We start from the raw sequence: 22,225 nt of genomic DNA, 5'->3' as shown, positions 1-22,225 counted from the left end.
TCCCGCGAGCCGTCCCAGGAGCGTGCCATGACCGCCGTCATCCCTGCCCAGCGCCGTACCCGCGGCGGCGTCACCGCGTTCGGGCTGACCGCGGACCAGTCGGCCGCGAGCACCCTGTCCCGACGGCAGAAGCAGGCGCTCGGCGGAGTCGGGGCCCTGCTGCTCGTCGGCCTCGTGCTCAGCCCGACCGGCACCGGCAACGTGCTGGTGGTGGCGGTCACGCTCGCCTACCTCGCCGCCGTGGCGTACCGGTTGATGTGCGTCAAGCTCGGCACCACGGCGCCCGAGGCGATCGAGGTCCCGGACGCGGAGGCGCTCGCGGTCCCCGAGGCGGAGCTGCCGGCCTACACCGTCCTCGTGCCCGCGTACCGCGAGCCGGAGGTCATCGGGCAGCTGGTGGGCAACCTCGGCCGCCTCGACTACCCCCGGGACAAGCTCGAGGTCCTGCTGCTGCTCGAGGAGGACGACGACGTGACCCGGGCCGCGGTCGCGCGAGTGCAGCTGCCCGCCATGCTGCGGGTGGTGCTCGTGCCCGACGGCGGGGTGCGCACCAAGCCGAACGCGTGCAACTACGGCCTGCAGCAGGCGACGGGCGATCTGATCACGATCTACGACGCCGAGGACCAGCCGGACCCGCTGCAGCTGCGACGCGCGGCGGTGGCGTTCGCCCGGCTGCCCGAGGACGTCGTGTGCGTGCAGGCGAGGCTGGGCTACTTCAACGCCGGCCAGAACATCATCACCCGCTGGTTCACGCTCGAGTACGTCACGTGGTTCGAGCACCTGCTGCCCGGCCTGGTGGCGCTGAAGGCCCCGGTCCCGCTCGGCGGCACCTCCAACCACCTGCGGGCCTCCGCGCTGCGCGAGCTCGGCGGCTGGGACCCGTACAACGTCACCGAGGACGCGGACCTGGGGCTGCGCATCGCCCGTGCCGGGCTCCGGACCGAGGTCCTCGCGTCGCTGACGCTGGAGGAGGCGAACTCCGACTTCGTCAACTGGGTCAAGCAGCGCAGCCGCTGGTACAAGGGCTACCTGCAGACGTGGATCGTGCACAACCGCCACCCGGTACAGCTGATCCGCACGATCGGCTGGAAGGGCTACCTCGGATTCACGCTCTTCGTTGCCGGAACTCCGGTTCTCGCGGCGCTGAACCCGGTGTTCTGGTACCTCGCGATCGCCTGGTTCGTCGCGGAGCCGGGCGTGATCGCGGCGCTTTTCCCCGGCTACGTCTACTACCCGTCGATGGTCTGCTTCGTCCTCGGCAACTTCGCGATGATCTACGCCGGCCTCGTGTCCGCCCGGGCCGCGCGCCGCTTCGACCTGCTCGTCGCGGCGCTGACGTTCCCCGGCTACTGGGTGATGATGTCGTTGGCCGCGGTCAAGGCGGTGGTGCAGCTGGTGCTGCAGCCGTCGTACTGGGAGAAGACGACGCACGGGCTGAGCGCCCCGCACGTCCCAGCACCGGCAGGAGAGGCCGTCGATGTCTGACACGTTGACCCGCGGAAGCGAGGACGGCCCGGTCGTCCTGCGCAGGGACACGCTCGAGGTCGTACGCACCCCGGAGCCGGCCGCGCGGCCGTCCCTGCGCCGCTCGGCCCCGCCACGGCCGGCGGCGTCGCCTCGCGAGGCGCTGACGCTGTGGGGCCTGTTCTTCGCCGGCTACGTCGCGCTCGGCTGGGTGCTCGTGCAGCACTACGGGAGCATCGCGCTCGACGCGATGAGCCGGGTAGCGAACGGCAGCCTCGTCGTGTTCAGCTCGGACCCGCACCTGGCCGCCGTCGGCTTCGTGTGGAACCCGCTGCCGTCGATCGCCTCCATCCCGCTGCTGTTCGGCAAGGGGCTCGTCCCGGAGCTCGCGACCAAGGCGTTCGCCGGCAACGTGCTGTCGGCCGGCTGCATGGCCGCCGCAGTCGCCGTGCTGGCCGGGCTGCTGCGCGACGCCGGCCTGCGCCGCGGCCCGCGCCTCGCGCTGGCCGTCGCGTTCGGCCTGACGCCGATGATCGCCTACTACGGCGCCAACGGGATGAGCGAGGCCTACCTCCTGCTCACCCAGCTGGTCGCGGTGCGCGCGCTGCTCGTGTGGTCGCGTACGGGGCACTGGCCCGCGCTCGTGACGGTCGGCGTCGCGCTGGGGGTCGGCTACCTCGCCCGCTACGAGGCCGCCGTCTCCGCGGCCGCGGCCTGCGCCTTCGTCGCGGTCGCGGTCCACCGCAGCGCCGAGGGCGCACCCGCGGCCCGCCGTCGCGTCGCGCTTCTCGACGCGCTCCTCGTGGCCGCCCCGGTCGGGTTCGTCGTCGCGGTGTGGGCCGGCCTGAGCTGGCTGATCGTGGGCGAGCCCTTCGCACAGTTCAGCTCGGCCTACGGCAACTCCAGCCAGGTGGAGCAGCAGGGCGCCAACAGCACCGACGCCCTCTTCTCGCTCGACCGGGTCATGACCAGCGGTCTGCAGCTCCTGGCGCTGTCGCCGCTGCTCGTGGTGCTGGTCGGGGTCTCGCTCGTCCTCGCCTGGCGCCGTCGCCGGCTGTCACTCCTCGCACCGACCGCCCTGCTGGCACCGGTGCTGGCGTTCGAGCTGTACGCCTACCTCAGCGGCACGACCTTCGGGTGGCTGCGGTTCTACATCTGCACCGTCCCGCTGGCGTTCGTGCTCGCGGGCCTGCTGCTGGCGGGCCGGCCGGGCTCCGTGCCCCGGGCCGCGCGCCCCGCGTCCCGCCGCCGCGCCCTGCGGGGCGCGACGGCCGCCGCGGTGGCCGCCGCCCTGGTCGCACCGTTCGGCACGCAGGTCTGGGCGATCGAGAACGGCTCGGTCGCCGCGGAGGAGGCGCCGCAGTTCGACCTGGTCTTCCATCCGGACAGCCCGGTCGCGCAGCGCATGGAGCGCCGCTTCGCCAACGAGCGGGAGATCGCAGCGTTCCTGGACGCGCAGCTGCTGCCCGATCAGTCGGTCCTCGTCGACAACGCCAGTGGCTACGCGATCGTCCTCGCGTCGAGGCGGCCGCAGCAGTTCGTCGTCACCACCGACCGCGAGTTCCCGGAGGCGCTGCGGACGCTGGGGTCCAACGACGTGCGCTTCGTGCTCGACGTGCCCAACGAGCTGCTCGGCCGGTCCAACGCGGTCAACGTCGCCTACCCGACGTTCTTCGCCGACGGCGCCGGGATCGGCACGCTCGAGCGGGAGTGGGCGGCGAACAGCGACCAGCCGGCGTGGCGGCTCTACTCGGTGCGGTAGCCGGGCCGCTCAGACGGCCGCGGAGCGGACGGCGGCGAGGGTCAGCGGTGTCGACGGGTTGACGTCGAAGGTGCGGCCGGCGCCGTACCCGAGGTTCCAGATGCCGAAGCCGGCTGCCGACCGCTCGGCGAAGGCCGACAGCAGCTTCGTGAAGTGCGCTGCACGCGACGCGTCGCCGCCCGAGCTCTCCTGGCCGAACTCCTCGGCGATCCACGGCTTGCCGAGCGCGCGGCAGTAGGAGGCGACCGCGGGAACGGTCGTGTCCAGGTCGCCCGTGGAGTACACGTGCAGCGAGCAGGCGGCGTTGTGCGGCAGGGCCATGATGGAGCGCCAGTCGATGCCGGAGTCCCAGTCGAGCTGCAGGAACCCGCCGGTGCTGGCCAACGTGGCCGGCGCCGCCTCGTGCCACTGGGCCAGGCTGCGGGCGAAGAACGCGGTCAGCTGAGCGGTCGTGGGAACGGTCGGCGCCGGCGAGCCCTTCGGCGGCTCGGCCTCCCCGGCCAGGGCGATCAGGGCGATGGTGGGGTCGTCGGCGTAGCGCACCCTGGTCACAGTGTTCGTGCGCCGGGCGACCGTGCGCAGCAGCTGCCCCCAGTCCTTGGTGTACGGGTTGACGCCCTGGCGGGCCAGCAGGTTGCGGTAGACCGACAGGTCGAGCAGGACGCGCAGCCCGGCCTGCCGCGCCGCGGCCACGAGCCGGTCCACGCGCAGCCACCAGCGCTCCTCGGCCGCCGCGGCGTCGGCCGCCGTGCCCTCCAGGAAGTCGGTGACCCGGATGGTGTTGAGGCCCGCCGCCACCGCCAGACCGGCGGCCTCGACGGGGCGGTCGAGCATCCCGTAGACCGATCCCGCGCGCATCGCCCAGCGGCGGCCGTCGAGGCAGAAGCTCGTGCCGCAGACCGACACCCGGCCGGTAGCCGGGGTGGGGGCAGGCGCCGGCGCGGGCGGGACGGTCGGGACGGGGGCCGCGGCCGGGCGGACGGTGAAGGTCGTGCTGACGTCCTCGCGGACCTTGCCGTTGCGCGAGAGCCGTGCCTGCAGCGTCACCGTGGTCCCCGCGTACGCGCGCAGGTCGACCGGGGCGGAGCCGTGGGAGCCCGCCGCGCTCGGTGTCACCGGTGCGGTGGCGACCACCCGGCCCGCGACGAGGTAGGTGAGCTGCTCGACCTGCCGCGCGGCCTCGACGTCGACGTGCACGGTCGAGGCCGGCTGAACCGAGCCGTGCAGGCCGGCCCCGGCCACCGTGAGGTCGACGTCCGCGGCCGCGGCAGGGACGGCGTGGAGCCCGCCGAGGGTCACCGCGGCCACCGTGACGGCGGCCGCGAGTGTGGTGCGGTGCCTGGGCATCGAGGAGCTCCTGTCGTCGCGGGCCGGCCCCCGAAGGTGTCGGCGCGCCGGCGGCACGCCTTGAGCGCGCGGGCGGCGCGAGCGGCGGGGTCAGGGTCCCACGACGGGCGCCGCCCCCGCCGGGCGAACGCAGCGGACGGCGCGGGCGGCGGGTGGAGGAGCTACAGGTCGCGCAGGCTGCCGGTGGGGGCGAGCCAGGCGCCCTCGGGCGGCAGGGCGTCCAGCCGCGTGCGCGGCAGCGGCACCGTGAAGACCCCGGGGACGTCCTCGAGGTCCACGAACGTCAGCAGGTCCGACTCCTGCGCGTAGCCCGCGATCTCGGCGAACGACAGCACGACGACCTCGACGCCGTCGCGGGCGAGGTCCTCGAGCGGCTCGCGGAAGTTGCGGCCGTCCCCCGACGCGACCACGAGGCGGGTGAGGCGGCGCTCCACCGCGCGGGTGGCGATGTGGTCCAGCATCGACTCGTCGACGTCGTCGGACGGCGCGAGCTTGGGGCGGGCGAAGACGGCGAAGCCGAAGGCGCGCAGCGTCTCGACCCAGCCGCGCATGTTGACCGCGTTCTGCGGCGGCACGTTGGCGAAGACCGTGGCCTCGACGTCACGGTCCCCGGCGGCGCGCACCAGCCAGCGGCCGACCGCGTCGAAGCGGGGGCGCGACTCCGGGCCGGGCCGGGTGCCCGTGACCTGCGCGAGGGTCATGTCGATGTTCGGGGCGTCCCACACCAGCAGGTCGAGCGGGAGGCGGCTGCTGGCGCCGGCCTCCCGCCCGTTCGTCGGCTGTGGTCCGTCGGAAGGGCTCATGGGAGCCGCAACCATACCGTCCCGAGCGGCGGGACCCGCAGCTGCGCGGAGGCGGGCAGGCCGTGCCACGGCTCGTCGACCGCCTCGACGGCGCCGGCGTTGCCGACCCCGCTGCCGGCGTACACGTCGGCGTCGGTGTTGAGGATCTCCTCCCAGCGGCCGGAGGAGGGCAGGCCGATGCGGAAGGACTCGTGCGGGACCGGGGAGAAGTTGCAGACGACCGCGACCGGGCGCCCCTGGGAGTCGTAGCGCAGGAACGAGAGCGTGTTGCCGGCCGCGTCGTTCGCGTCGATCCAGCGGAAGCCCTTGGGGTCGTTGTCCAGCTCGTGCAGCGCGGGGATCTGCGCGTACAGCCGGTTGAGGTCGCGCACGAGGGTCTGCACGCCGCGGTGGTCGGGGTTGTCCGTGAGCCACCAGTCCAGGCTGCGCGCCTCGGACCACTCGGACTCCTGGGCGAACTCCTGCCCCATGAACAGCAGCTGCTTGCCGGGGTGGGCCCACATGAAGGCGAGGTAGGCCCGCACGTTCGCGAGCTGCTGCCACCGGTCACCGGGCATCTTGCGCAGCAAGGAGCCCTTGCCGTACACGACCTCGTCGTGGCTGATGGGCAGCACGAAGGACTCGGAGTACGCGTACACCATCGAGAACGTCATCTCGTTGTGGTGGTACTGGCGGTAGATCGGCTCCTGGTGCATGTACGACAGCGAGTCGTGCATCCAGCCCATGTTCCACTTGAAGCCGAAGCCGAGGCCGCCGGCGTACGTCGGCTGCGTGACGCCCGGCCACGCCGTGGACTCCTCGGCGATGACGACGGTGCCCGGGTTCCGGCGGTACGCCGTCGCGGTCGTCTCCTGCAGGAAGCGCACCGCGTCGAGGTTCTCGCGGCCGCCGTACTCGTTCGGCAGCCACTCGCCCTCCTTGCGCGAGTAGTCCAGGTAGAGCATCGAGGCGACCGCGTCGACCCGCAGGCCGTCGACGTGCATCTCCTCGAGCCAGTAGAGCGCGTTCGCGACGAGGAAGTTGCGGACCTCGTTGCGCCCGAAGTCGAAGATGTAGGTGCCCCAGTCCAGCTGCTCGCCGCGGCGCGGGTCCGGGTGCTCGTAGAGCGGGGTGCCGTCGAAGCGCCCCAACGCCCAGTCGTCCTTCGGGAAGTGGCCGGGCACCCAGTCGACGATGACCCCGATCCCGGCCTGGTGCAAGCGGTCGACGAGGTAGCGGAACTCGTCGGGGTTGCCGAACCGGGACGTGGGGGCGAAGTACGAGGAGACCTGGTAGCCCCACGAGCCGCCGAAGGGGTGCTCGGCGACGGGCATGAGCTCCACGTGCGTGAAGCCCATCTCCTTGACGTAGGCGGTGAGCTCCTCGGCCAGCTCCCGGTAGGACAGCCCCTGCCGCCAGGAACCGAGGTGGACCTCGTACGTGCTCATGGGGGAGGTGTGGACGGAGGACTGTGCGCGCCGGGCCAGCCAGTCGCCGTCGTTCCACTCGTAGCTGCCGGTCCAGACCACCGATGCGGTCGCCGGCGGCACCTCGGTGTGGAAGGCGAGCGGGTCGGCCTTCTGCCGCCACACGCCGTCGCGGCCGAGGATCTCGTACTTGTACCGCGCGCCGTTCCAGATGCCGGGAAGGAAGACCTCCCAGACCCCGGACGACCCGAGCGAGCGCATGGGGGAGGCGGTGCCGTCCCAGCCGTTGAACTCGCCGACGACGCGCACACCCTGCGCGTTCGGCGCCCACACGGCGAACGAGACGCCCTGCGTCTGGCCCAGTGGGGAGTCGTACGTCCGGCAGTGCGAGCCGAGGACGGTCCAGAGCTGCTCGTGGCGGCCCTCGCCGACCAGGTGCAGGTCGACCTGGCCGAGCGTCGGCCAGAAGCGGTAGCCGTCGTCGACGCGCTGCGGCCCGCCCTCGTCGTACGTCACGTCGAGCCGGTAGTCCGGGACCTCGGTGCCCGGCAGCACGGCCGCCCAGACCCCGCGGTGCTCGTGCTGCATCTCGTAGGACCCGTCGGCGGTCACCACCGAGATGCCGCGGGCCCAGGGCCGCAGCACACGGACCGTCACGCCTCCGTTGCCCGGGTGGCCCCCGAGGATGCTGTGCGGGTCGTGGTGGGCGCCGCCGACGAGCCGGTCCAGCTCCTCTCGGCTCACCGGGGTGGGGGTCGGGGTCGCGCTCACGTCGGTCACGGTGCTCCTCCAGCGTCCGCAGCGGCAGCCGCGGACAGACGCTCGATTGCAGACAAGGGGATCCGTACCCAGGACGGGCGGTTCCGCGCCTCGTACAGCAGCTCGTAGACGGCCTTGTCGGTCTCGTACGCCAGCAGCAGGCCGGCGTCGGCCCGCGGGTCCGCCCCCGCGACCGAGGCGTAGCCGTCGCAGAACGCGGACCGGTTGCGCTGCGCCCACTCCTCGGCTCGGTACTCCAGCTGTGGGTCGCGCGGCCGGTCGATCAGCTGGTGCCGGGCGGCGTAGTCGAACGAGCGGAGCATCCCGGCGACGTCGCGCACCGGGGAGTCCGGCGCGCGCCGCTCGGCCAGGCTCTTGGCCGGCTCGCCCTCGAAGTCGAGCAGCCGCCAGCCCGTCGGCGTCCGCATGACCTGGCCGAGGTGGTAGTCGCCGTGGATGCGCTGCACCGGGACCGGCTCGGTGCGCGCGGCGAGCGCGTCGTACGCGGCGGTCAGCGCCGGCGCGTACGGGGCCGCCTCGGGCACCTCCCGTACCGCGACCTCGAGCCGGGCCTTCATCGCCGACGCCAGCGGCTGCAGCCGCTCCGGCCCGAACGTGCCGGTCGGCAGCGCGCGGGCCAGGTCGGCGTGGACCGCCGCCGTTGCCGCGCCGAGCCGGAACGACTCGCCGGCGAAGTCCCCGCCGACCTCGTCGGCGTGCAGGTCGGCCTCGGCGAACAGGTCGCGCACGCTGGACTGCGCCAGCCCCCAGCCGTCGCTGGCGGTCGCGAGGAACTCCTGCAGCATCGCGAGGCTGCCGTCGACGGTCTCGCCGGGGATGTGCTCCCAGCGGCCCGCGATGTGCCCGAGCGGCGCGGCGATGTACTCGCAGCCGACACCGAGAAGCGCTTCATGGATCTCGATGTCAGGGTTCTCGCCCGGCGCCAGCTTGCGGAAGACCTTGAGGATGGCCGAGTCGTCGTAGACCAGGGAGGTGTTCGACTGCTCGGCCGAGAGGACCCGCGAGCTCACCTCCGGCGGGATGTCGTCCGCGCCCTTGAGCGGCGCGAACGTCACGTCGCCGACCGTGGCTCCCGTGCGCAGGTTCTTCAGCAGCAGCGCCGTCGCGGTCCTGTCGTGCAGGGCGTCGTACGCGTACCACGTCCGGCCGTCCTCCTCGATCTCGCCGACGTAGGCGCGGTCGAGGGCCTCCACCCGCTGCTCGTGCAGCGCGAGCGGCACCTGGTACGACTCGACCTCGCCTCCCGCGTACTCGACCCGGGCGACGAGCAGGCGGATCGGCCCGCTGGGCGCGTCGAGCTCGGCCAGCGGGGCGACCGCCGTCACCGTCCAGTCGCGGCCCTTGCCGCCGAACCAGCGCGCGGACCCCATCCACTGCGAGATCAGCTCCGGGCTCACCGTCACAGGCCCTCCTCGGGCTTGGCCAGCCGGAACCAGAAGAAGCCGTGGCCCGGCATCGTCAGGAAGTACGGCAGGTCGCCGATGGCGGGGAACGAGACGCCGCCGAGCAGCTCGATCGGGCGCCACCCCTCCCACTTGCGCAGGTCCAGCTCGACCGGCTGCGGGAAGCGGGAGAGGTTGTTGACGCAGAGCACGACGTCGTCGCCGAACTCCCGCATGAACGAGAGCACCGAGCCGTTCGTGCCGCCGAGGTCCGTGAACGTCCCGAGGCCGAACGCCGGGTTCTGCTTGCGCACCGCGATCATGCGGCGGGTCCAGTGCAGCAGCGACGTGGACGCCGACATCTGCGCCTCGACGTTCGTCACCTGGTAGCCGTAGACCGGGTCCATGATGATCGGCAGGTAGAGCTGGCCCGGGTTGGCCTTGGAGAAGCCGGCGTTGCGGTCCGGGGTCCACTGCATCGGCGTCCGCACCCCGTCGCGGTCACCGAGCCAGATGTTGTCGCCCATGCCGATCTCGTCGCCGTAGTACAGGACGGGGGAGCCGGGCAGGGCGAGCAGCAGGGCGGTGAACAGCTCGAGCTGGTTGCGGTCGTTGTCGAGCAGGGGTGCGAGGCGGCGGCGGATGCCGATGTTCGCCTTCATGCGGGGGTCCTTGGCGTACTCGCCCCACATGTAGTCGCGCTCTTCGTCGGTCACCATCTCGAGCGTCAGCTCGTCGTGGTTGCGCAGGAAGATGCCCCACTGGCAGTTCTTCGGGATCTCCGGCGTCTGCGCCATGATCTCGGAGATGGGGTAGCGGGACTCGCGGCGCACCCCCATGAACAGCCGCGGCATGACCGGGAAGTGGAACGCCATGTGGCACTCGTCGTCGTCGCCGAAGTACTCGACGACGTCGGCCGGCCACTGGTTCGCCTCGCAGAGCAGCACCCGGTCCGGGTAGAGCCGGTCGACCTCCGCGCGGATCCGCTTGAGGAACTCGTGGGTCTCCGGCAGGTTCTCGCCGTTGGTGCCCTCGCGCTCGTAGAGGTAGGGCACCGCGTCCAGCCGGAACCCGTCGACGCCGAGGTCCAGCCAGAAGCGCAGGGCCTCGACCACGGCTTCCTGCACCCGCGGGTTGTCGAAGTTCAGGTCCGGCTGGTGGGAGAAGAACCGGTGCCAGAAGTACTGCTTGCGCACCGGGTCGAACGTCCAGTTCGACGTCTCCGTGTCCACGAAGATGATGCGCGCGTCCTGGTACAGCTGGTCGGTGTCGGACCACACGTAGAAGTCGCCGTACGGCCCGTCCGGGTCGCTGCGCGAGGCCTGGAACCAGGGGTGCTGGTCCGAGGTGTGGTTCATGACGAAGTCGATGATCACGCGCATGCCGCGCTCGTGCGCGGCGTCGACGAACCCGACGAAGTCGCCGATGGTGCCGAAGTCCGGGTGCACGTCGGTGTAGTCGGCCACGTCGTAGCCGCCGTCGCGCAGCGGCGAGGCGAAGAACGGCGGCAGCCACAGGCAGTCCACGCCGAGCCACTGCAGGTAGTCCAGCTTCTCGGTGAGGCCGGCCAGGTCCCCGCTGCCGTCCCCGTTGCCGTCGTTGAATGCCCGGACCAGCACCTCGTAGAAGACGGCGCGCTTGTACCAGTAAGGGTCGCGCTCGTTGTCCGGCTTGCCGCTGTACTGCTCGATGGCGATATCGGTCACCGGCTCAGACCCTCCGGACCGTCAGGATGTGCGCCGGCTCGCGATAGGGGTCGAGCCGGACGTAGTTGTGCTGGCCCCACCAGAACGTCTCGCCGGTGATCTCGTCACGGACGGCGAAGTGGTCGTCCCAGCCGAAGCCGAGCTCGGGCATGTCCAGGTGGACGGTGTCCTCGCGGACGGAGTGCGGGTCGAGGTTGACCACGACCAGCACGACGTCCTCGGAGCCGTCCGCGGCCTTCTCGACCTTGCTGTAGGCGAGGATGTGGTCGCTGTCGGTCTCGTGGAAGCGCAGGCCGCGCAGCCGCTGCAGCGCCACGTGCTCGCGCCGGAGCCGGTTCAGCAGGGTGAGGTAGGGCGTCAGCGTCCGCCCGTCGCGCTCGGCCGCCGCCCAGTCCCGCGGGCGGTACTGGTACTTCTCCGAGTCGAGGTACTCCTCGCTGCCGGGCCGGACCGCCACGTGCTCGTAGAGCTCGTAGCCGGAGTAGATCCCGTAGGACGGGGTCATGGTCGCCGCCAGCACGGCCCGGATCTTGAACGCCGCCGGGCCGCCGTACTGCAGGTAGGCGTGCAGGATGTCCGGCGTGTTGGGCCAGAAGTTCGGCCGGTAGAAGTGCGCGGTCTGCGTCGTGAGCTCGGTGAGGTACTCGACGAGCTCCTGCTTGGTGTTCCGCCAGGTGAAGTACGTGTAGCTCTGGTGGAAGCCGACCTTGGCCAGCTCCTGCATCATGGCCGGCCGGGTGAAGGCCTCGGCCAGGAAGAGCACGTCCGGGTCGGTCTTGCGGACCTCGCCGAGCAGCCACTCCCAGAAGTTCACCGGCTTGGTGTGCGGGTTGTCGACACGGAACACCCGGACCCCGTGGCTGATCCAGTGCCGCACGACCCGCAGCACCTCGTTGTAGATCCCCTGCGGGTCGTTGTCGAAGTTGATCGGGTAGATGTCCTGGTACTTCTTCGGCGGGTTCTCCGCGTACGCGATGGTGCCGTCGGCGCGCGTGGTGAACCACTCCGGGTGCTCGGTGACCCACGGGTGGTCGGGCGAGGCCTGCAGCGCGAGGTCGAGCGCGACCTCCATCCCGAGCTCGCGGGTGCGGGCCACGAAGAAGTCGAAGTCCTCGATCGTGCCGAGGTCCGGGTGGACGGCGTCGTGCCCGCCGGCGGGGGAGCCGATCGCCCACGGGACGCCCGGGTCGTCCTCGGCCGGGGTCAGGGTGTTGTTCGGGCCCTTGCGCGCGGTGAAGCCGATCGGGTGGATGGGCGGCAGGTAGACGATGTCGAAGCCCATGCCCGCGATCGCCGGCAGCCGCTCGGCCGCCTGGCGGAACGTCCCGGAGCGCTTCGGCCCGCCGTCCTCGCCCATGCTCGCGCCCTCCGAGCGCGGGAAGAGCTCGTACCAGCTGCTGAACAGCGCCCGCTCGCGGTCGACCTGGAGCGGGAAGCGCTCGGTCGACGTCACGAGGTCGCGCAGCGGCAGCTCCTGCAGCGTCGCCTCGACCTCCGGTGCGGTCGCCGCGGCGTACCTCGCCTCCACCGGCCGCCCGGTGTCCCGCAGGGCCGCGGCGGCGTCGGCCAGGACGCGCTTGCCGGTGGCCGAGCGGCCGGGCACCGTCGCGGCTCGCTCGAGCAGCCGTGCCCCTTCCTCCAGCATCAGCTCGACGTCGAGCCCTGCCGGCACCTTGATGCCGGCATCGTGATGCCAGGTCTCGTAGGGGTCGCTCCACGCCTCGATGGCGTAGCTCCAGCGACCCTCGCTGGTCGGCACGACTTCTGCCTCCCAGACGTCCACGCCCGGGCCGAGCTTGCGCATCGGTGTCCACGGGCCTTTCCGGCCGTCCGCGTCCCGGAGGACGACGTTGGCCGCCACGGCGTCGTGCCCCTCACGGAACACCGTCGCCGACACGGTGAACCGCTCGCCCACAACCGCCTTGGCCGGGTACCTACCGCAGGCCACGACGGGTTGGACGTTGCTGATGGGGATGCGTCCGGTCATCGAGGGCGAACCTACCCAGGTGCGGCCAGGGATCACCTCCCCGGTGCCGCTCGGGATGACGGCCTGCTCGTCACCGCCGGTCGCTCGGGCCTCGACGGACCGTCATGCACGGGCCCGTTCCTCGGCGAGCAGCGCGTCGAAGGATGTCCGGCCCGTAAACAAGCGGAGAAGTTGCGCTGCGCGAGTTTGCCCGTGCCTGGTCCATGGAAGCCGGTGCGTACGGCAGATTCCTGTTTCGGCTCCGATTTGTGCGCTAAGTGCTGCCGTGGTCACGAAAAGTGATCCGTGACGTGGTATCCGGAATTCCGGGTGTGGTGATGTCCCGCGGCACCCGGGGCGGGTGCCGCTGCGACTGCACGACGCGGAGCCCCATGGAAGGAGCTACATGCGCGACTACACCCCGCCCGCACTGACCCTGCGGGGTCGGCTGGAAGAGCTCACGGGGGCGTCGGTCACCGGCACCGCGACCGACGTCCCGCTCAGCACCCCGGTGACGGCACCGCTCTCGATCTTCTCCTGAGGCGGCCCCGGAGGGCGGGAGGCGCCGGTCGCCTCCCGCCCGCTTGCTCCCAGCGGCGGCGCGCGCCGGGTTCCCGGCGTCGATCGGACGAACCGCTCGCCTGGAAGCAGGGAATTCGGCGTCAGCGGGCATCGGCCTGCTCGGTGTGGGTCGGGTGACCGCCGGCGGCCGATGGGTCGGGTCGGGCTTCGTGGGCCGCAGGTGGCCGGTCGAGGGGCGAGTGCGCCGCCGCCTTGGCCGTACGAGACGATGGGCGTAATCGGCCTGACACTCGGCGTAGTCGTTGCCTTCGGACAGTTCGGGAGAACGAGGCGCCGACGGCTGCGGAGCGGGTTTGCCCGGCAACGCAGAGGTGGGAAGGATGGCCTCGCGGGGTCGACGTCCGTTGCAGTGCCAGCCAGCCGGCCAGTAGCCGCCCGACGAGTGAGGGATTCACGTGAGAGCCATCCGCCGCTTCACCGTGCGCACCGTTCTTCCGGAGGCGCTCGCGCCCCTGGGCGAGCTGTCGATGAACCTGCGGTGGTCCTGGCACCCGGAGACCCAGGACCTGTTCCGGGACGCGGACCCCGGCACCTGGGAGGCCGTCGGGCACGACCCGGTGGCCCTGCTCGGCGCGCTCGCGCCCGAGCGGCTGGCCGAGCTCGCCGCGGACGAGGGTTTCGTACGCCGTGTCCACGACGCCGTCGGCGACCTGCACGAGTACCTCACCGGGGCCCGGTGGTACCAGTCGCTCGGCTCCGGGGAGCCCGGCGACAGCGCGATCCCCGCCTCGATCGCCTACTTCTCGCCCGAGTACGGCATCACGAGCGTGCTGCCGCAGTACTCCGGCGGGCTCGGGATCCTCGCCGGTGACCACCTCAAGTCCGCCTCCGACCTCGGCGTGCCGATCGTCGGCGTCGGCCTGCTGTACCGCTCGGGCTACTTCCGCCAGGCGCTGTCCGGTGACGGGTGGCAGCAGGAGCACTACCCGGTCCTCGACCCCGACGGCATGCCGATCTCGGTGCTGCGCGAGCCCGACGGGACCCCCGTCGTCGTCACGCTGGACCTGCCGGGTGGGCGCGCGCTGCACGCCCGTGTCTGGGTCGCGCAGGTCGGCCGCGTGCCCCTGCTCCTGCTCGACTCCGACATCGAGACCAACGAGCCCTCCGAGCGGACGGTCACCGAGCGGCTCTACGGCGGGGGCAACGAGACCCGCCTGCTGCAGGAGCTGCTGCTCGGCATGGGCGGCGTGCGTGCGCTGCGCGCGTACAGCCGGGTCACCGGGGCGCCTGCGCCCGAGGTCTTCCACACCAACGAGGGCCACGCCGGCTTCCTCGGCATCGAGCGCATCCGCGAGCTCGTCGCCGACAGCGGGCTGACGTTCGAGGAGGCGCTGGAGGCGGTGCGCGCCGGCACCGTGTTCACCACCCACACCCCGGTGCCCGCGGGTATCGACCGCTTCCCCCGCGACCTGGTCGCGCAGCACTTCTCCGGCCCGCTCGCCCCGCCCGAGGCGCTGGACCAGATCCTCGCCCTCGGAGCCGAGACGTACGAGGGCGGCGACCCCGGAGTCTTCAACATGGCCGTCATGGGCCTGCGCCTGGGCCAGCGCGCCAACGGCGTCAGCCTGCTGCACGGGGTGGTCAGCCGCGGGATGTTCTCCGGGCTGTGGCCGGGCTTCGACCCCTCCGAGGTGCCGATCACCTCGGTCACCAACGGCGTCCACGCCCCGACGTGGGTCGCCCGGGAGGCGCAGGACGCGGCCGAGCGGGCCGGCGGTGCCCGCGACTGGGAGGGCCTGTCCCGGCTCTCGGACGGCGATCTCTGGCAGGTGCGCCGCACGCTGCGCGGCAAGCTCGTCGACGACGCGCGCCGCCGGCTGCGCGCCTCGTGGCTGGAGCGGGGCGCGAGCGAGCCCGAGCTCGGCTGGATCGACAACGCCCTCGACCCCGAGGTGCTGACCATCGGCTTCGCCCGCCGGGTGCCGTCGTACAAGCGCCTCACGCTGATGCTGCGCGACCCGGCCCGGCTCAAGTCGCTGCTGCTGCACCCCGAGCGCCCCGTGCAGATCATCGTCGCGGGCAAGGCCCACCCGGCCGACGAGGGCGGCAAGCGGCTCATCCAGGAGCTCGTCCGCTTCACCGACGACCCCGAGGTGCGCCACCGCATCGTCTTCCTGCCGAACTACGACATCGCCATGGCACAGGTCCTGCTGCCCGGCACGGACGTCTGGCTCAACAACCCGCTCCGCCCGCTGGAGGCCTCCGGCACGTCGGGCATGAAGGCCGCGCTCAACGGCGGCCTCAACCTCTCGATCCTGGACGGCTGGTGGGACGAGTGGTTCGACGGCGAGAACGGCTGGGCCATCCCGACCGCCGACGGCGTCAGCGACCCCAACCGGCGCGACGACATCGAGGCCGCCGGGCTCTACGACCTCATCGAGTCCCAGGTCGCCGCGAAGTTCTACGAGCGCGGCCACGACGGGGTCCCGCAGCGCTGGATCTCGATGGTCCGGCACACCCTGCAGTCGCTCGGGCCGAAGGTGCTCGCGAGCCGGCAGGTCCAGGACTACGTCAACCAGCTCTACGTGCCGGCAGCCACCTCCGCCCGCGGGCTGGGTGAGGACCTCAAGGGCGCCCGCGTGCTCGCCGAGTGGAAGCGCAGCGTCCGCGGGTCCTGGGACGGCGTCCGCGTCGACCACGTCGAGTCCGAGGGCGTCGGGGACGCCCCCGAGGTCGGCTCGGTGCTGCGCGTGCGCGCCTTCGTCTCGATCGGCGCCCTGCAGCCCGGAGACGTCGAGGTGCAGCTGGTCCACGGCCGGGTCGACGAGGGCGACGAGCTGGCCGACACCGCGGCGCTCCCGCTGACCCACGCCGAGGCGTACGAGGGTGGCCGGCACCGCTACGACGGAGAGCTCACCCTCGAGCGGACCGGCGCGTTCGGCTACACCGTGCGCGTGCTGCCGTCGACCAAGCTGGCGGCGGCCCCGGCCGAGCTCGGCCTCGTCGCCAACGCCGTCGCCCCCGAGGGCCAGTCGAAGGGCGCGCCTCCGCTGCGCTGACGCTCCTGCGAGAGGACGGGCCCGGCACGGGTGACGTGCCGGGCCTGTCTGCGTCTCCTGTGCTTGCGGCCGGCGCCCGTCCCGGCGCCGGGCCGGGACGCGGAGCTCAGGCCCCAGGCGGGTCGGCGCACAGCACGACCACGCTGTGCCCCTGCAGCACGATGGACTCGCCGACGGCGTGCTCCTCGGTCGGGGCGTCGTCATCGGCCGTGTCGAGCACCAGGGCCCACGTCGTCGAGGCGCTGCCGGTCTGCGGCAGGACGACCTTGCGCGGGTCGTTGCCGGCGTGCAGCACCAGCAGGTACGTCGCGTCCTGCAGGCGCTCACCGCGCGGCCCGCGGCGGCGCACCGTGCGGCCGGAGAGCCGCATGCCGAGCGTCCGCACGTTCGGGTCGAACCACTCGGCCTCGTGCATCTCGCTGCCGCCGGGGGCGTACCACGCCACGTCCTTGGGGCCGCCGGGCTCGGCCGGGCGGCCCTCGAAGAAGTGCTCCTGACGCAGTGCCACGTGCTCACGGCGCAGCCGCATCAGCCGCTTGGTGAAGCCGAGCAGCGCGGCCCGGTCGCGGTCCAGCGCCCAGTCAACCCAGGAGACCGGGTTGTCCTGGCAGTAGGCGTTGTTGTTGCCCGACTGGGTGCGGCCCATCTCGTCGCCCGCGGTGATCATCGGCACGCCGGCGGAGAGCAGGAGGGTCGAGAGCAGGTTGCGCTGCTGGCGCGCCCGCAGCCGCAGGACCTCGGCGTCTGCCGTCTCGCCCTCGACGCCGCAGTTCCACGAGCGGTTGTCGTCGGTGCCGTCGCGGCCGTGCTCGCCGTTGGCGTCGTTGTGCTTGCCGTTGTACGACACCAGGTCGCGCAGCGTGAAGCCGTCGTGAGCGGTGACGAAGTTGATCGAGGCCAGCGGCCGTCGTGTGCCGTAGACGTCGCTGGAACCGGAAAGCCTGTATGCGAGTTCGCGTACCCCGTGCGAGCGCGAAGCCCAGAAGTCGCGGACGCCGTTGCGGAAACGGTCGTTCCACTCGGCCCACGGCGGCGGGTACTCGCCCACCCGGTAGCCGCCCCAGCCGACGTCCCACGGCTCGGCGATGAGCTTGACGTCGCGCAGCACCGGGTCCTGGCGCACCGCGGTGAGGAAGGCGCCCTCGAGGTCGACGTCCCCGCCGCGCTTCCGGCTCAGCGTGGGGGCGAGATCGAAGCGGAAGCCGTCGACGTGCATCTCCTCGACCCAGTAGCGCAACGAGTCCAGGATCAGCTGCAGCACCTGCGGATGGGAGGCGTCGACCGAGTTGCCGCAGCCGGTGTAGTCGGCGTAGGCCGCTCCGTGCCGGTGGTAGTAGGACGCGTTGTCCAGCCCGCGGAACGACAGCACGGGGCCGTCGCCGCCGGCCTCGGCCGTGTGGTTGTAGACGACGTCGAGCACGACCTCGAGCCCGGCCGCGTGCAGCGTGCGCACCATGTCCTTGAACTCGCGGACCTGCTCCCCGCGCGTGCCCGAGGCGGAGTAGGCGCCGTGCGGTGCGAAGAAGCCGATCGAGTTGTAGCCCCAGTAGTTGACCAGGCCGCGCTCACGGAGGAACGGCTCGCTGACGAAGTGGTGCACGGGCAGCAGCTCGACCGTCGTCACGCCGAGGTCGACGAGGTGCTCCACGACCGCCGGGTGCGCCAGCCCCGCGTACGTCCCGCGCAGCTCGGCGGGCACGGCCGGGTGCAGCTTGGTGAAACCGCGGGTGTGCAACTCGTAGACGACGGTGTCCGACCAGGGGATGCGCGGGGAGCGGTCGCCCTGCCAGTCGTACGCGGTGTCCGCCACCACGGACACCGGGGCGTCGGCGGGGCCGTCCAGGGCACGGGCGTACGGGTCGAGGAGCAGCGCGCCGGAGTCGAAGCGGTGGCCGGCCTCGGGGGCGTGCGGCCCGTGGGCCCGGAACCCGTAGCGGGTGCCGGGGCGCAGGTCGGCGACCTCGGCCGGCAGGTAGCCGTGCCGGACCCCGTAGACCCGCTCGGGCAGGCGGAACCGCCGCTCCCCGCCGTCGTCGTCCAGCACGCAGAGCTCGACCCACTCGGCGTGCTCGGACCAGACCGCGACGTTCGCGCCCTGCCCGTCCCAGGTGACGCCGAGCGGGGAGGGCGACCCGGGCCAGGGAGCGGGCTCGGCTCCTGCGCGCCCGGACGAGCCGTGCGCGGGCGAGCTGTGCGGGGACGCGGGTCGGGCGGCTGCGCTCACCGCCCGATCATCCCCGACAGCGCCGCGAAGCAGTCCGCCTGCCCTCGGTGAGCCGCGATCAGCCCGGGCCGAACGCGCTCTCGTCGGCGCTGGCGAAGACGACCCGGTTGTCGCGGTAGCGGCCGGCGGATCGGTCGTACGTCCCGGCGCAGGTGATCAGACGCAGCTCGTGGCCGGGCGTCGGCCCGTAGACGGCCGCTGTCGGGAACGCGTCCTGGGGGTGCTGCGAGGTGTGGGTGACCCGGAAGGCCGCCGTCGTCCCGTCCGAGCGCACCACCTCGACCTCGTCCCCGGGCCGCAGCTCGGCCAGCCGCCAGAAGACGGCGGGCCCGTCCGGGGAGTCGACGTGGCCCGCGATCACTGCCGGCCCCCGCTCTCCGGGGACCGCGCCCCCGGCGTACCAGCCGGGGCGCTCCCAGCGTGGTGGTTGCTCCAGCTCCCCGGCGGCGTCGAGCGCGAGCCGGTCCAACCCCACGTCGACGGCCAGCCGACGGATGACCAGGCGGGTCGGGTGCAGCGTCGACGCGGGCAGCGCGGCCGGGCCCGACCGCTCGGGCGCGGCGGGCGCGGGTGGCCCGGCAGTGGGCGCGACCGGGGGAGCCGTCGCCGCGGTGGCGGGTGACCCGAGGGCGGCGGGCCGGGCCGGAGCGTCACCCGCCCCGCAGCCGCCCAGCAGCGGCAGGCAGGCGGCGAGCGCGAGGCCTGCGGCGGTGCGCCGGGCCTGCGGCCCGCCCGGCGAGCGGCTGTCGCCCGGCCCTGCCCCCCCGCGCCGCTCCCGGCGGTGGCGCCCCAGCGCGTCGGTCACCGCCGCGTCACCGGGCCGACGGCCGGCGCCGCCGCAGCATCACGAGCCCCGCGCCGGCGAGCAGCCCGCCGAGGGCGAGGGGAGCGGCGCCCCACGTCATCGCGGACGGGGAGGCAGCAGTCGCGCCCGGGCCGTGCCCGGTGTTGACCCCGCCCTTGGGCATCGCCGCCGAGCCCTCGCTGTCGACGACCGCCGCCACCTTCAAGGTGGCGTCCCCCGCGCCGTCGAGGACCAGCACCGAGGCCACGCGGCCCGCCGGGACGTCCACGGTCGCGGTCAGCGGCTTCGCGGTGCCGCCGGACGGCGTGACCCGCAGCGTCCACCGGCCGGCGGGCACGGTCGCGTAGCCCGTCGCCGTGCCGAACGCCGTGTCCTGCGCGAGCAGCGGCCCGCCCTCGGCGCGCACGTCCACGCTGTCGGCCCGGGTGGCGGCCTGGATGAGGCGTACCCGCCCCTTGCCGGGGGCCGGCGCGGCGAGGTCGTCGCGCAGCACCTTGGTCGTCAGGTCCGCCTTGAGCCCTACGGCGGCGACCGTGTAGGCCTTGCCGGGCGACACCGTGGCCGTCGCGGAGAGCACGGGCGTGCTGGTGCCGGCGTCGCCGGCCCAGCGCATGGTCGCGGTGTAGGTACCGGCCGGCACCGCCTGGTAGGCGCTCACGTCCCCGTAGCCCACGCCACGCAGCACGACCGGCTTGTCGCCGCCGCTGAACGGGGCGAGGTAGACGTCGACCTCCGGGGTGTCGGGGGACAGGTGTGCCAGGCGGAGCCAGGAGGTGCCCGTCGCCGCCGCGGCCGCGCCAGGGACGACGACGAGCGCCGGGCCGGCCGCGAGGGCGCCGGCGAGCAGCAGCGCGCCGGCCCGGCGGCGGGGGAGGGAGGGCGTCGGGCGGGTCTGGAACGGGGTCACGGGTCCTCCGGGGAAGTGGTGGGCGGAGCGCTGAGGTCGGCGTCGTCCGACTCGGGGGCCGGGAGCAGGCCGAGCGGGCTGGGGGCGGGGAAGGTGACGGTCAACCGGCCGCCGGCCAGGGACAGCTGCGGCGCGTAGGGCTCCGGCTGGGCGCGCAGCACCTCGAGCAGCCGGCTCGTGGCGGGCGCCCCGTCGCGCACAGGCTCGCCGTCGGCCGAGGCCACCGTCACCGTGCGGATCGGAGTGGGCGCGGCCTCTCCCGGGGCCGCCGGGAAGCCGGCGACGCCGAGGCGCTGCTCGCCGAGGGCCAGGGCGAGCACGACCATCACCCGGCTGTCCACGCGCCCGGCGGCGAGCTGGCGCCGAGCCGGGGCCGGGAGGTCGAGCCGCGCGTTGCCGGCCAGCGCCGTCCCGACCCTGGCCCGCGCGGCGGCGTCCGCCTCCTGTGCGGCCGTGGCGGCGCCGGCTCCGTCCGGCTCGACCCGGCGTACCTCGATCGCGCCCTCGCCGGCCCCGAACGTCGCCAGCACCACCGAGTTGCGCACCGCGGCGGCCACGCCCTCGTCCACGACGTCGGACTCGGCGGTGCCCACGGTCCCGGTGCTGCCGGCCGCGCGCAGCTCGGCGAGCGCCGCCCGCAGCGCGGGGGTGACCACCACGACGTCGAGCGATCGCCAGCTGTCGGCGCCCTGCCCGTCCGCCTCGACCGCGGCGTAGCCCACGGGTGCCCGCCCCGCGGCGACCAGCTCGGGCAGCAGCGCGTCGTCGGTGGCGACCCGTGCCTCGGCGGGCAGGCTGCTCAGCACCCACGCCGCCGCGGAGCGGTACGCCGCGTCCGCGTCGCGGTCGACCAGGCCGCGCAGTGTGGCCGTCCACGCCTGCCCGGCCGCGAGGACCCCGAGGCAGGCCGCGAGTGCCACGGTGATGGCGGGCAGCCAACCAGTCGCCGAGCGGGCGGAACGCGCCCGGCGTGCCTCGCTGACCACGGCCCCCACCACGAGGACCGCGACCGCCGGCAGGACGGGCACGGCCTGCCCGGCGGGCGGCGCGCCCGGTACGAACGGCACGAGCAGCAGCAGGCCCACCAGGGCCACGAGCGGCCGGAGCGCGCGCGACCGGGTGGCCAGCGCCACCGCGACCACTGCAGCGACCGCGAGCACCGGGTCCCGGTCCGCCCAGCCGCGCAGCGCGTCCCACAGCTGCCCGGTGCCGGAGCCGGCGGCGCCCGACGCCGGCCACGGCCAGCCGCGGGTGCCCTCGGGCCACACGGAGGCCGCCGTGGCGAGCACCGCGTAGAGCGCGGCCACCCCCGTCAGGACCGTGACGGGCACGGCCAGCACGGAACGGCGCCCGCGTGTGGAGCGCAGCGCGAGCCACGCCACCACAGGCAGCGCCAGCAGCGTGACCGGTGCGGTGAGAGCCGCGACCGAGAGGGCGGCCGCCGAGCCGGCCAGCTGGAACCGTGCCCGCGACCGGCCGGCGGCGAGCCAGAGGGCGAGCAGCAGCCACGGCGTCGCAACCCCCGGCGCGGTGACCCGGCGTGCCTCCTCGACCGCGAGTGGCGAGAGCGCGAGGACGAGCCCGGCGACTGCCGCGGCCACGCGCGGGAGCCCGAGCCGCCGGGCCAGCGCCATGGTCAGTGCGACTGCGGCCAGGTGGCACAGGAGCAGTGCCTCCCGGCCGGCGCCGAGCGCTCCGTCCCAGCGGGAGAGCGCGTCGGTCAGGGCGTCCCACCCACCGACCTGCAGGGCGGCGAGCGGCGGGTCGAGCCGGCCCGGCCCGAGCCCGTCGCCGCGGGCGACCGCGTACGCGGAGGCGGTGAGCGCCCCCTCGGCCGCGCTGCGGGCCGGGGCGTCGGCGAGGCCGGCCGCCCCGACCGCTCCCGCGACGGCGAGGACGGGGAGGGCGGCGAGCAGCGCCCATGCCCGCCCACCCGGCGGCGAGCCGTCGACGGCGGGCGGCTCAGGAGCCGCCGGCTGCGGAGCGCGCAGGTGCTCGGGCCGCGCGTGCGCGGGGCCGGGGGCGAGCGCCGTCACCGGCGAGCGGCCCGCGGTGCCGTGCGGTCAGGGCGAGGCGCCCACGGGACGGCGGT

14 protein-coding genes are annotated in these 22,225 nt (G+C 73.6%); 4 read left to right on the top strand and 10 right to left on the bottom strand.

The features are described from left to right. Nucleotides 1-27 precede the first annotated feature (27 nt). Together G9H72_RS05585 and G9H72_RS05580 are read left to right on the top strand one after the other, a co-directional pair. Complete coding sequence (locus G9H72_RS05585) at nucleotides 28-1,485, top strand: glycosyltransferase family 2 protein (protein ID WP_231126439.1); 1,458 nt, start codon at nucleotides 28-30, stop codon at nucleotides 1,483-1,485. Then, on the top strand, nucleotides 1,478-3,226 hold the full coding sequence (locus G9H72_RS05580) for a hypothetical protein (RefSeq protein ID WP_166168682.1): 1,749 nt from the start codon (nucleotides 1,478-1,480) through the stop codon (nucleotides 3,224-3,226). Before G9H72_RS05585 ends, G9H72_RS05580 begins: the two co-directional genes overlap by 8 nt. 9 nt (nucleotides 3,227-3,235) lie before the next feature. On the opposite strand, the gene G9H72_RS05575 is transcribed toward G9H72_RS05580, so the two are convergent. The 6 genes from G9H72_RS05575 to G9H72_RS05555 all read right to left on the bottom strand — a co-directional run bounded on the left by G9H72_RS05575 (nucleotide 3,236) and on the right by G9H72_RS05555 (nucleotide 12,637). Next, on the bottom strand, nucleotides 3,236-4,573 hold the full coding sequence (locus G9H72_RS05575) for a cellulase family glycosylhydrolase (RefSeq protein ID WP_166168680.1): 1,338 nt from the start codon (nucleotides 4,571-4,573) through the stop codon (nucleotides 3,236-3,238). 161 nt (nucleotides 4,574-4,734) lie between these two features. After that, nucleotides 4,735-5,376 carry an NYN domain-containing protein gene (locus G9H72_RS05570; RefSeq protein ID WP_166168678.1) on the bottom strand — a complete coding sequence of 214 codons (642 nt, stop codon included), beginning with the start codon at nucleotides 5,374-5,376 and terminating at the stop codon, nucleotides 4,735-4,737. After that, nucleotides 5,373-7,553: a 1,4-alpha-glucan branching protein GlgB gene (glgB, locus tag G9H72_RS05565; RefSeq protein WP_331272011.1), complete on the bottom strand. Its 2,181-nt coding sequence runs from the start codon at nucleotides 7,551-7,553 to the stop codon at nucleotides 5,373-5,375. Before glgB ends, G9H72_RS05570 begins: the two co-directional genes overlap by 4 nt. Before the next feature lie 5 nt (nucleotides 7,554-7,558). Beyond that, nucleotides 7,559-8,965: a maltokinase N-terminal cap-like domain-containing protein gene (locus G9H72_RS20920; RefSeq protein WP_331272010.1), complete on the bottom strand. Its 1,407-nt coding sequence runs from the start codon at nucleotides 8,963-8,965 to the stop codon at nucleotides 7,559-7,561. Further along, nucleotides 8,962-10,650 carry a maltose alpha-D-glucosyltransferase gene (gene treS / locus G9H72_RS05560; RefSeq protein ID WP_166168676.1) on the bottom strand — a complete coding sequence of 563 codons (1,689 nt, stop codon included), beginning with the start codon at nucleotides 10,648-10,650 and terminating at the stop codon, nucleotides 8,962-8,964. The genes G9H72_RS20920 and treS overlap by 4 nt, the downstream gene beginning before the upstream one ends. Nucleotides 10,651-10,654: 4 nt before the next feature. Continuing rightward, the gene (locus tag G9H72_RS05555; RefSeq protein WP_166168674.1) at nucleotides 10,655-12,637 is read right to left on the bottom strand and encodes an alpha-1,4-glucan--maltose-1-phosphate maltosyltransferase; all 1,983 of its coding nucleotides are present in this window, start codon (nucleotides 12,635-12,637) and stop codon (nucleotides 10,655-10,657) included. A gap of 385 nt (nucleotides 12,638-13,022) precedes the next feature. Here G9H72_RS05555 and G9H72_RS22265 point away from each other — a divergent pair, with 385 nt between their 5' ends. Together G9H72_RS22265 and glgP are read left to right on the top strand one after the other, a co-directional pair. Then, nucleotides 13,023-13,157: a hypothetical protein gene (locus G9H72_RS22265; RefSeq protein ID WP_269205053.1), complete on the top strand. Its 135-nt coding sequence runs from the start codon at nucleotides 13,023-13,025 to the stop codon at nucleotides 13,155-13,157. A 436-nt stretch (nucleotides 13,158-13,593) separates the two neighbouring features. Then, nucleotides 13,594-16,197, top strand: coding sequence for an alpha-glucan family phosphorylase (gene glgP / locus G9H72_RS05550; RefSeq protein WP_166168672.1), 2,604 nt, complete (start codon nucleotides 13,594-13,596; stop codon nucleotides 16,195-16,197). Between the two features lie 106 nt (nucleotides 16,198-16,303). Here the strand turns inward: glgP and glgX are convergent, their stop codons facing one another. From glgX to G9H72_RS22810, 4 genes are read right to left on the bottom strand one after another with little or no spacing between them, the layout of a single operon-like run. Then, the gene (glgX, locus tag G9H72_RS05545; protein ID WP_166168670.1) at nucleotides 16,304-18,421 is read right to left on the bottom strand and encodes a glycogen debranching protein GlgX; all 2,118 of its coding nucleotides are present in this window, start codon (nucleotides 18,419-18,421) and stop codon (nucleotides 16,304-16,306) included. A 58-nt stretch (nucleotides 18,422-18,479) separates the two neighbouring features. Then, nucleotides 18,480-19,226, bottom strand: a complete 747-nt coding sequence (locus tag G9H72_RS22820) for a class F sortase (RefSeq protein WP_331272009.1) — start codon at nucleotides 19,224-19,226, stop codon at nucleotides 18,480-18,482. Nucleotides 19,227-19,233: 7 nt separating this feature from the next. After that, nucleotides 19,234-20,133, bottom strand: coding sequence for a DUF4397 domain-containing protein (locus G9H72_RS22815; protein WP_166168668.1), 900 nt, complete (start codon nucleotides 20,131-20,133; stop codon nucleotides 19,234-19,236). Next, complete coding sequence (locus G9H72_RS22810; RefSeq protein ID WP_166168666.1) at nucleotides 20,130-22,169, bottom strand: hypothetical protein; 2,040 nt, start codon at nucleotides 22,167-22,169, stop codon at nucleotides 20,130-20,132. The genes G9H72_RS22815 and G9H72_RS22810 overlap by 4 nt, the downstream gene beginning before the upstream one ends. Between the last annotated feature and the right edge of the window lie 56 nt (nucleotides 22,170-22,225).

Origin of the sequence: Motilibacter aurantiacus, assembly GCF_011250645.1 — a bacterium.
Taxonomy (GTDB): Bacteria; Actinomycetota; Actinomycetes; order Motilibacterales; family Motilibacteraceae; genus Motilibacter_A; species Motilibacter_A aurantiacus.
The sequence above is the reverse complement of the archived record's forward strand: the minus strand, read 5'-3'. Positions and strand labels throughout refer to the sequence as shown.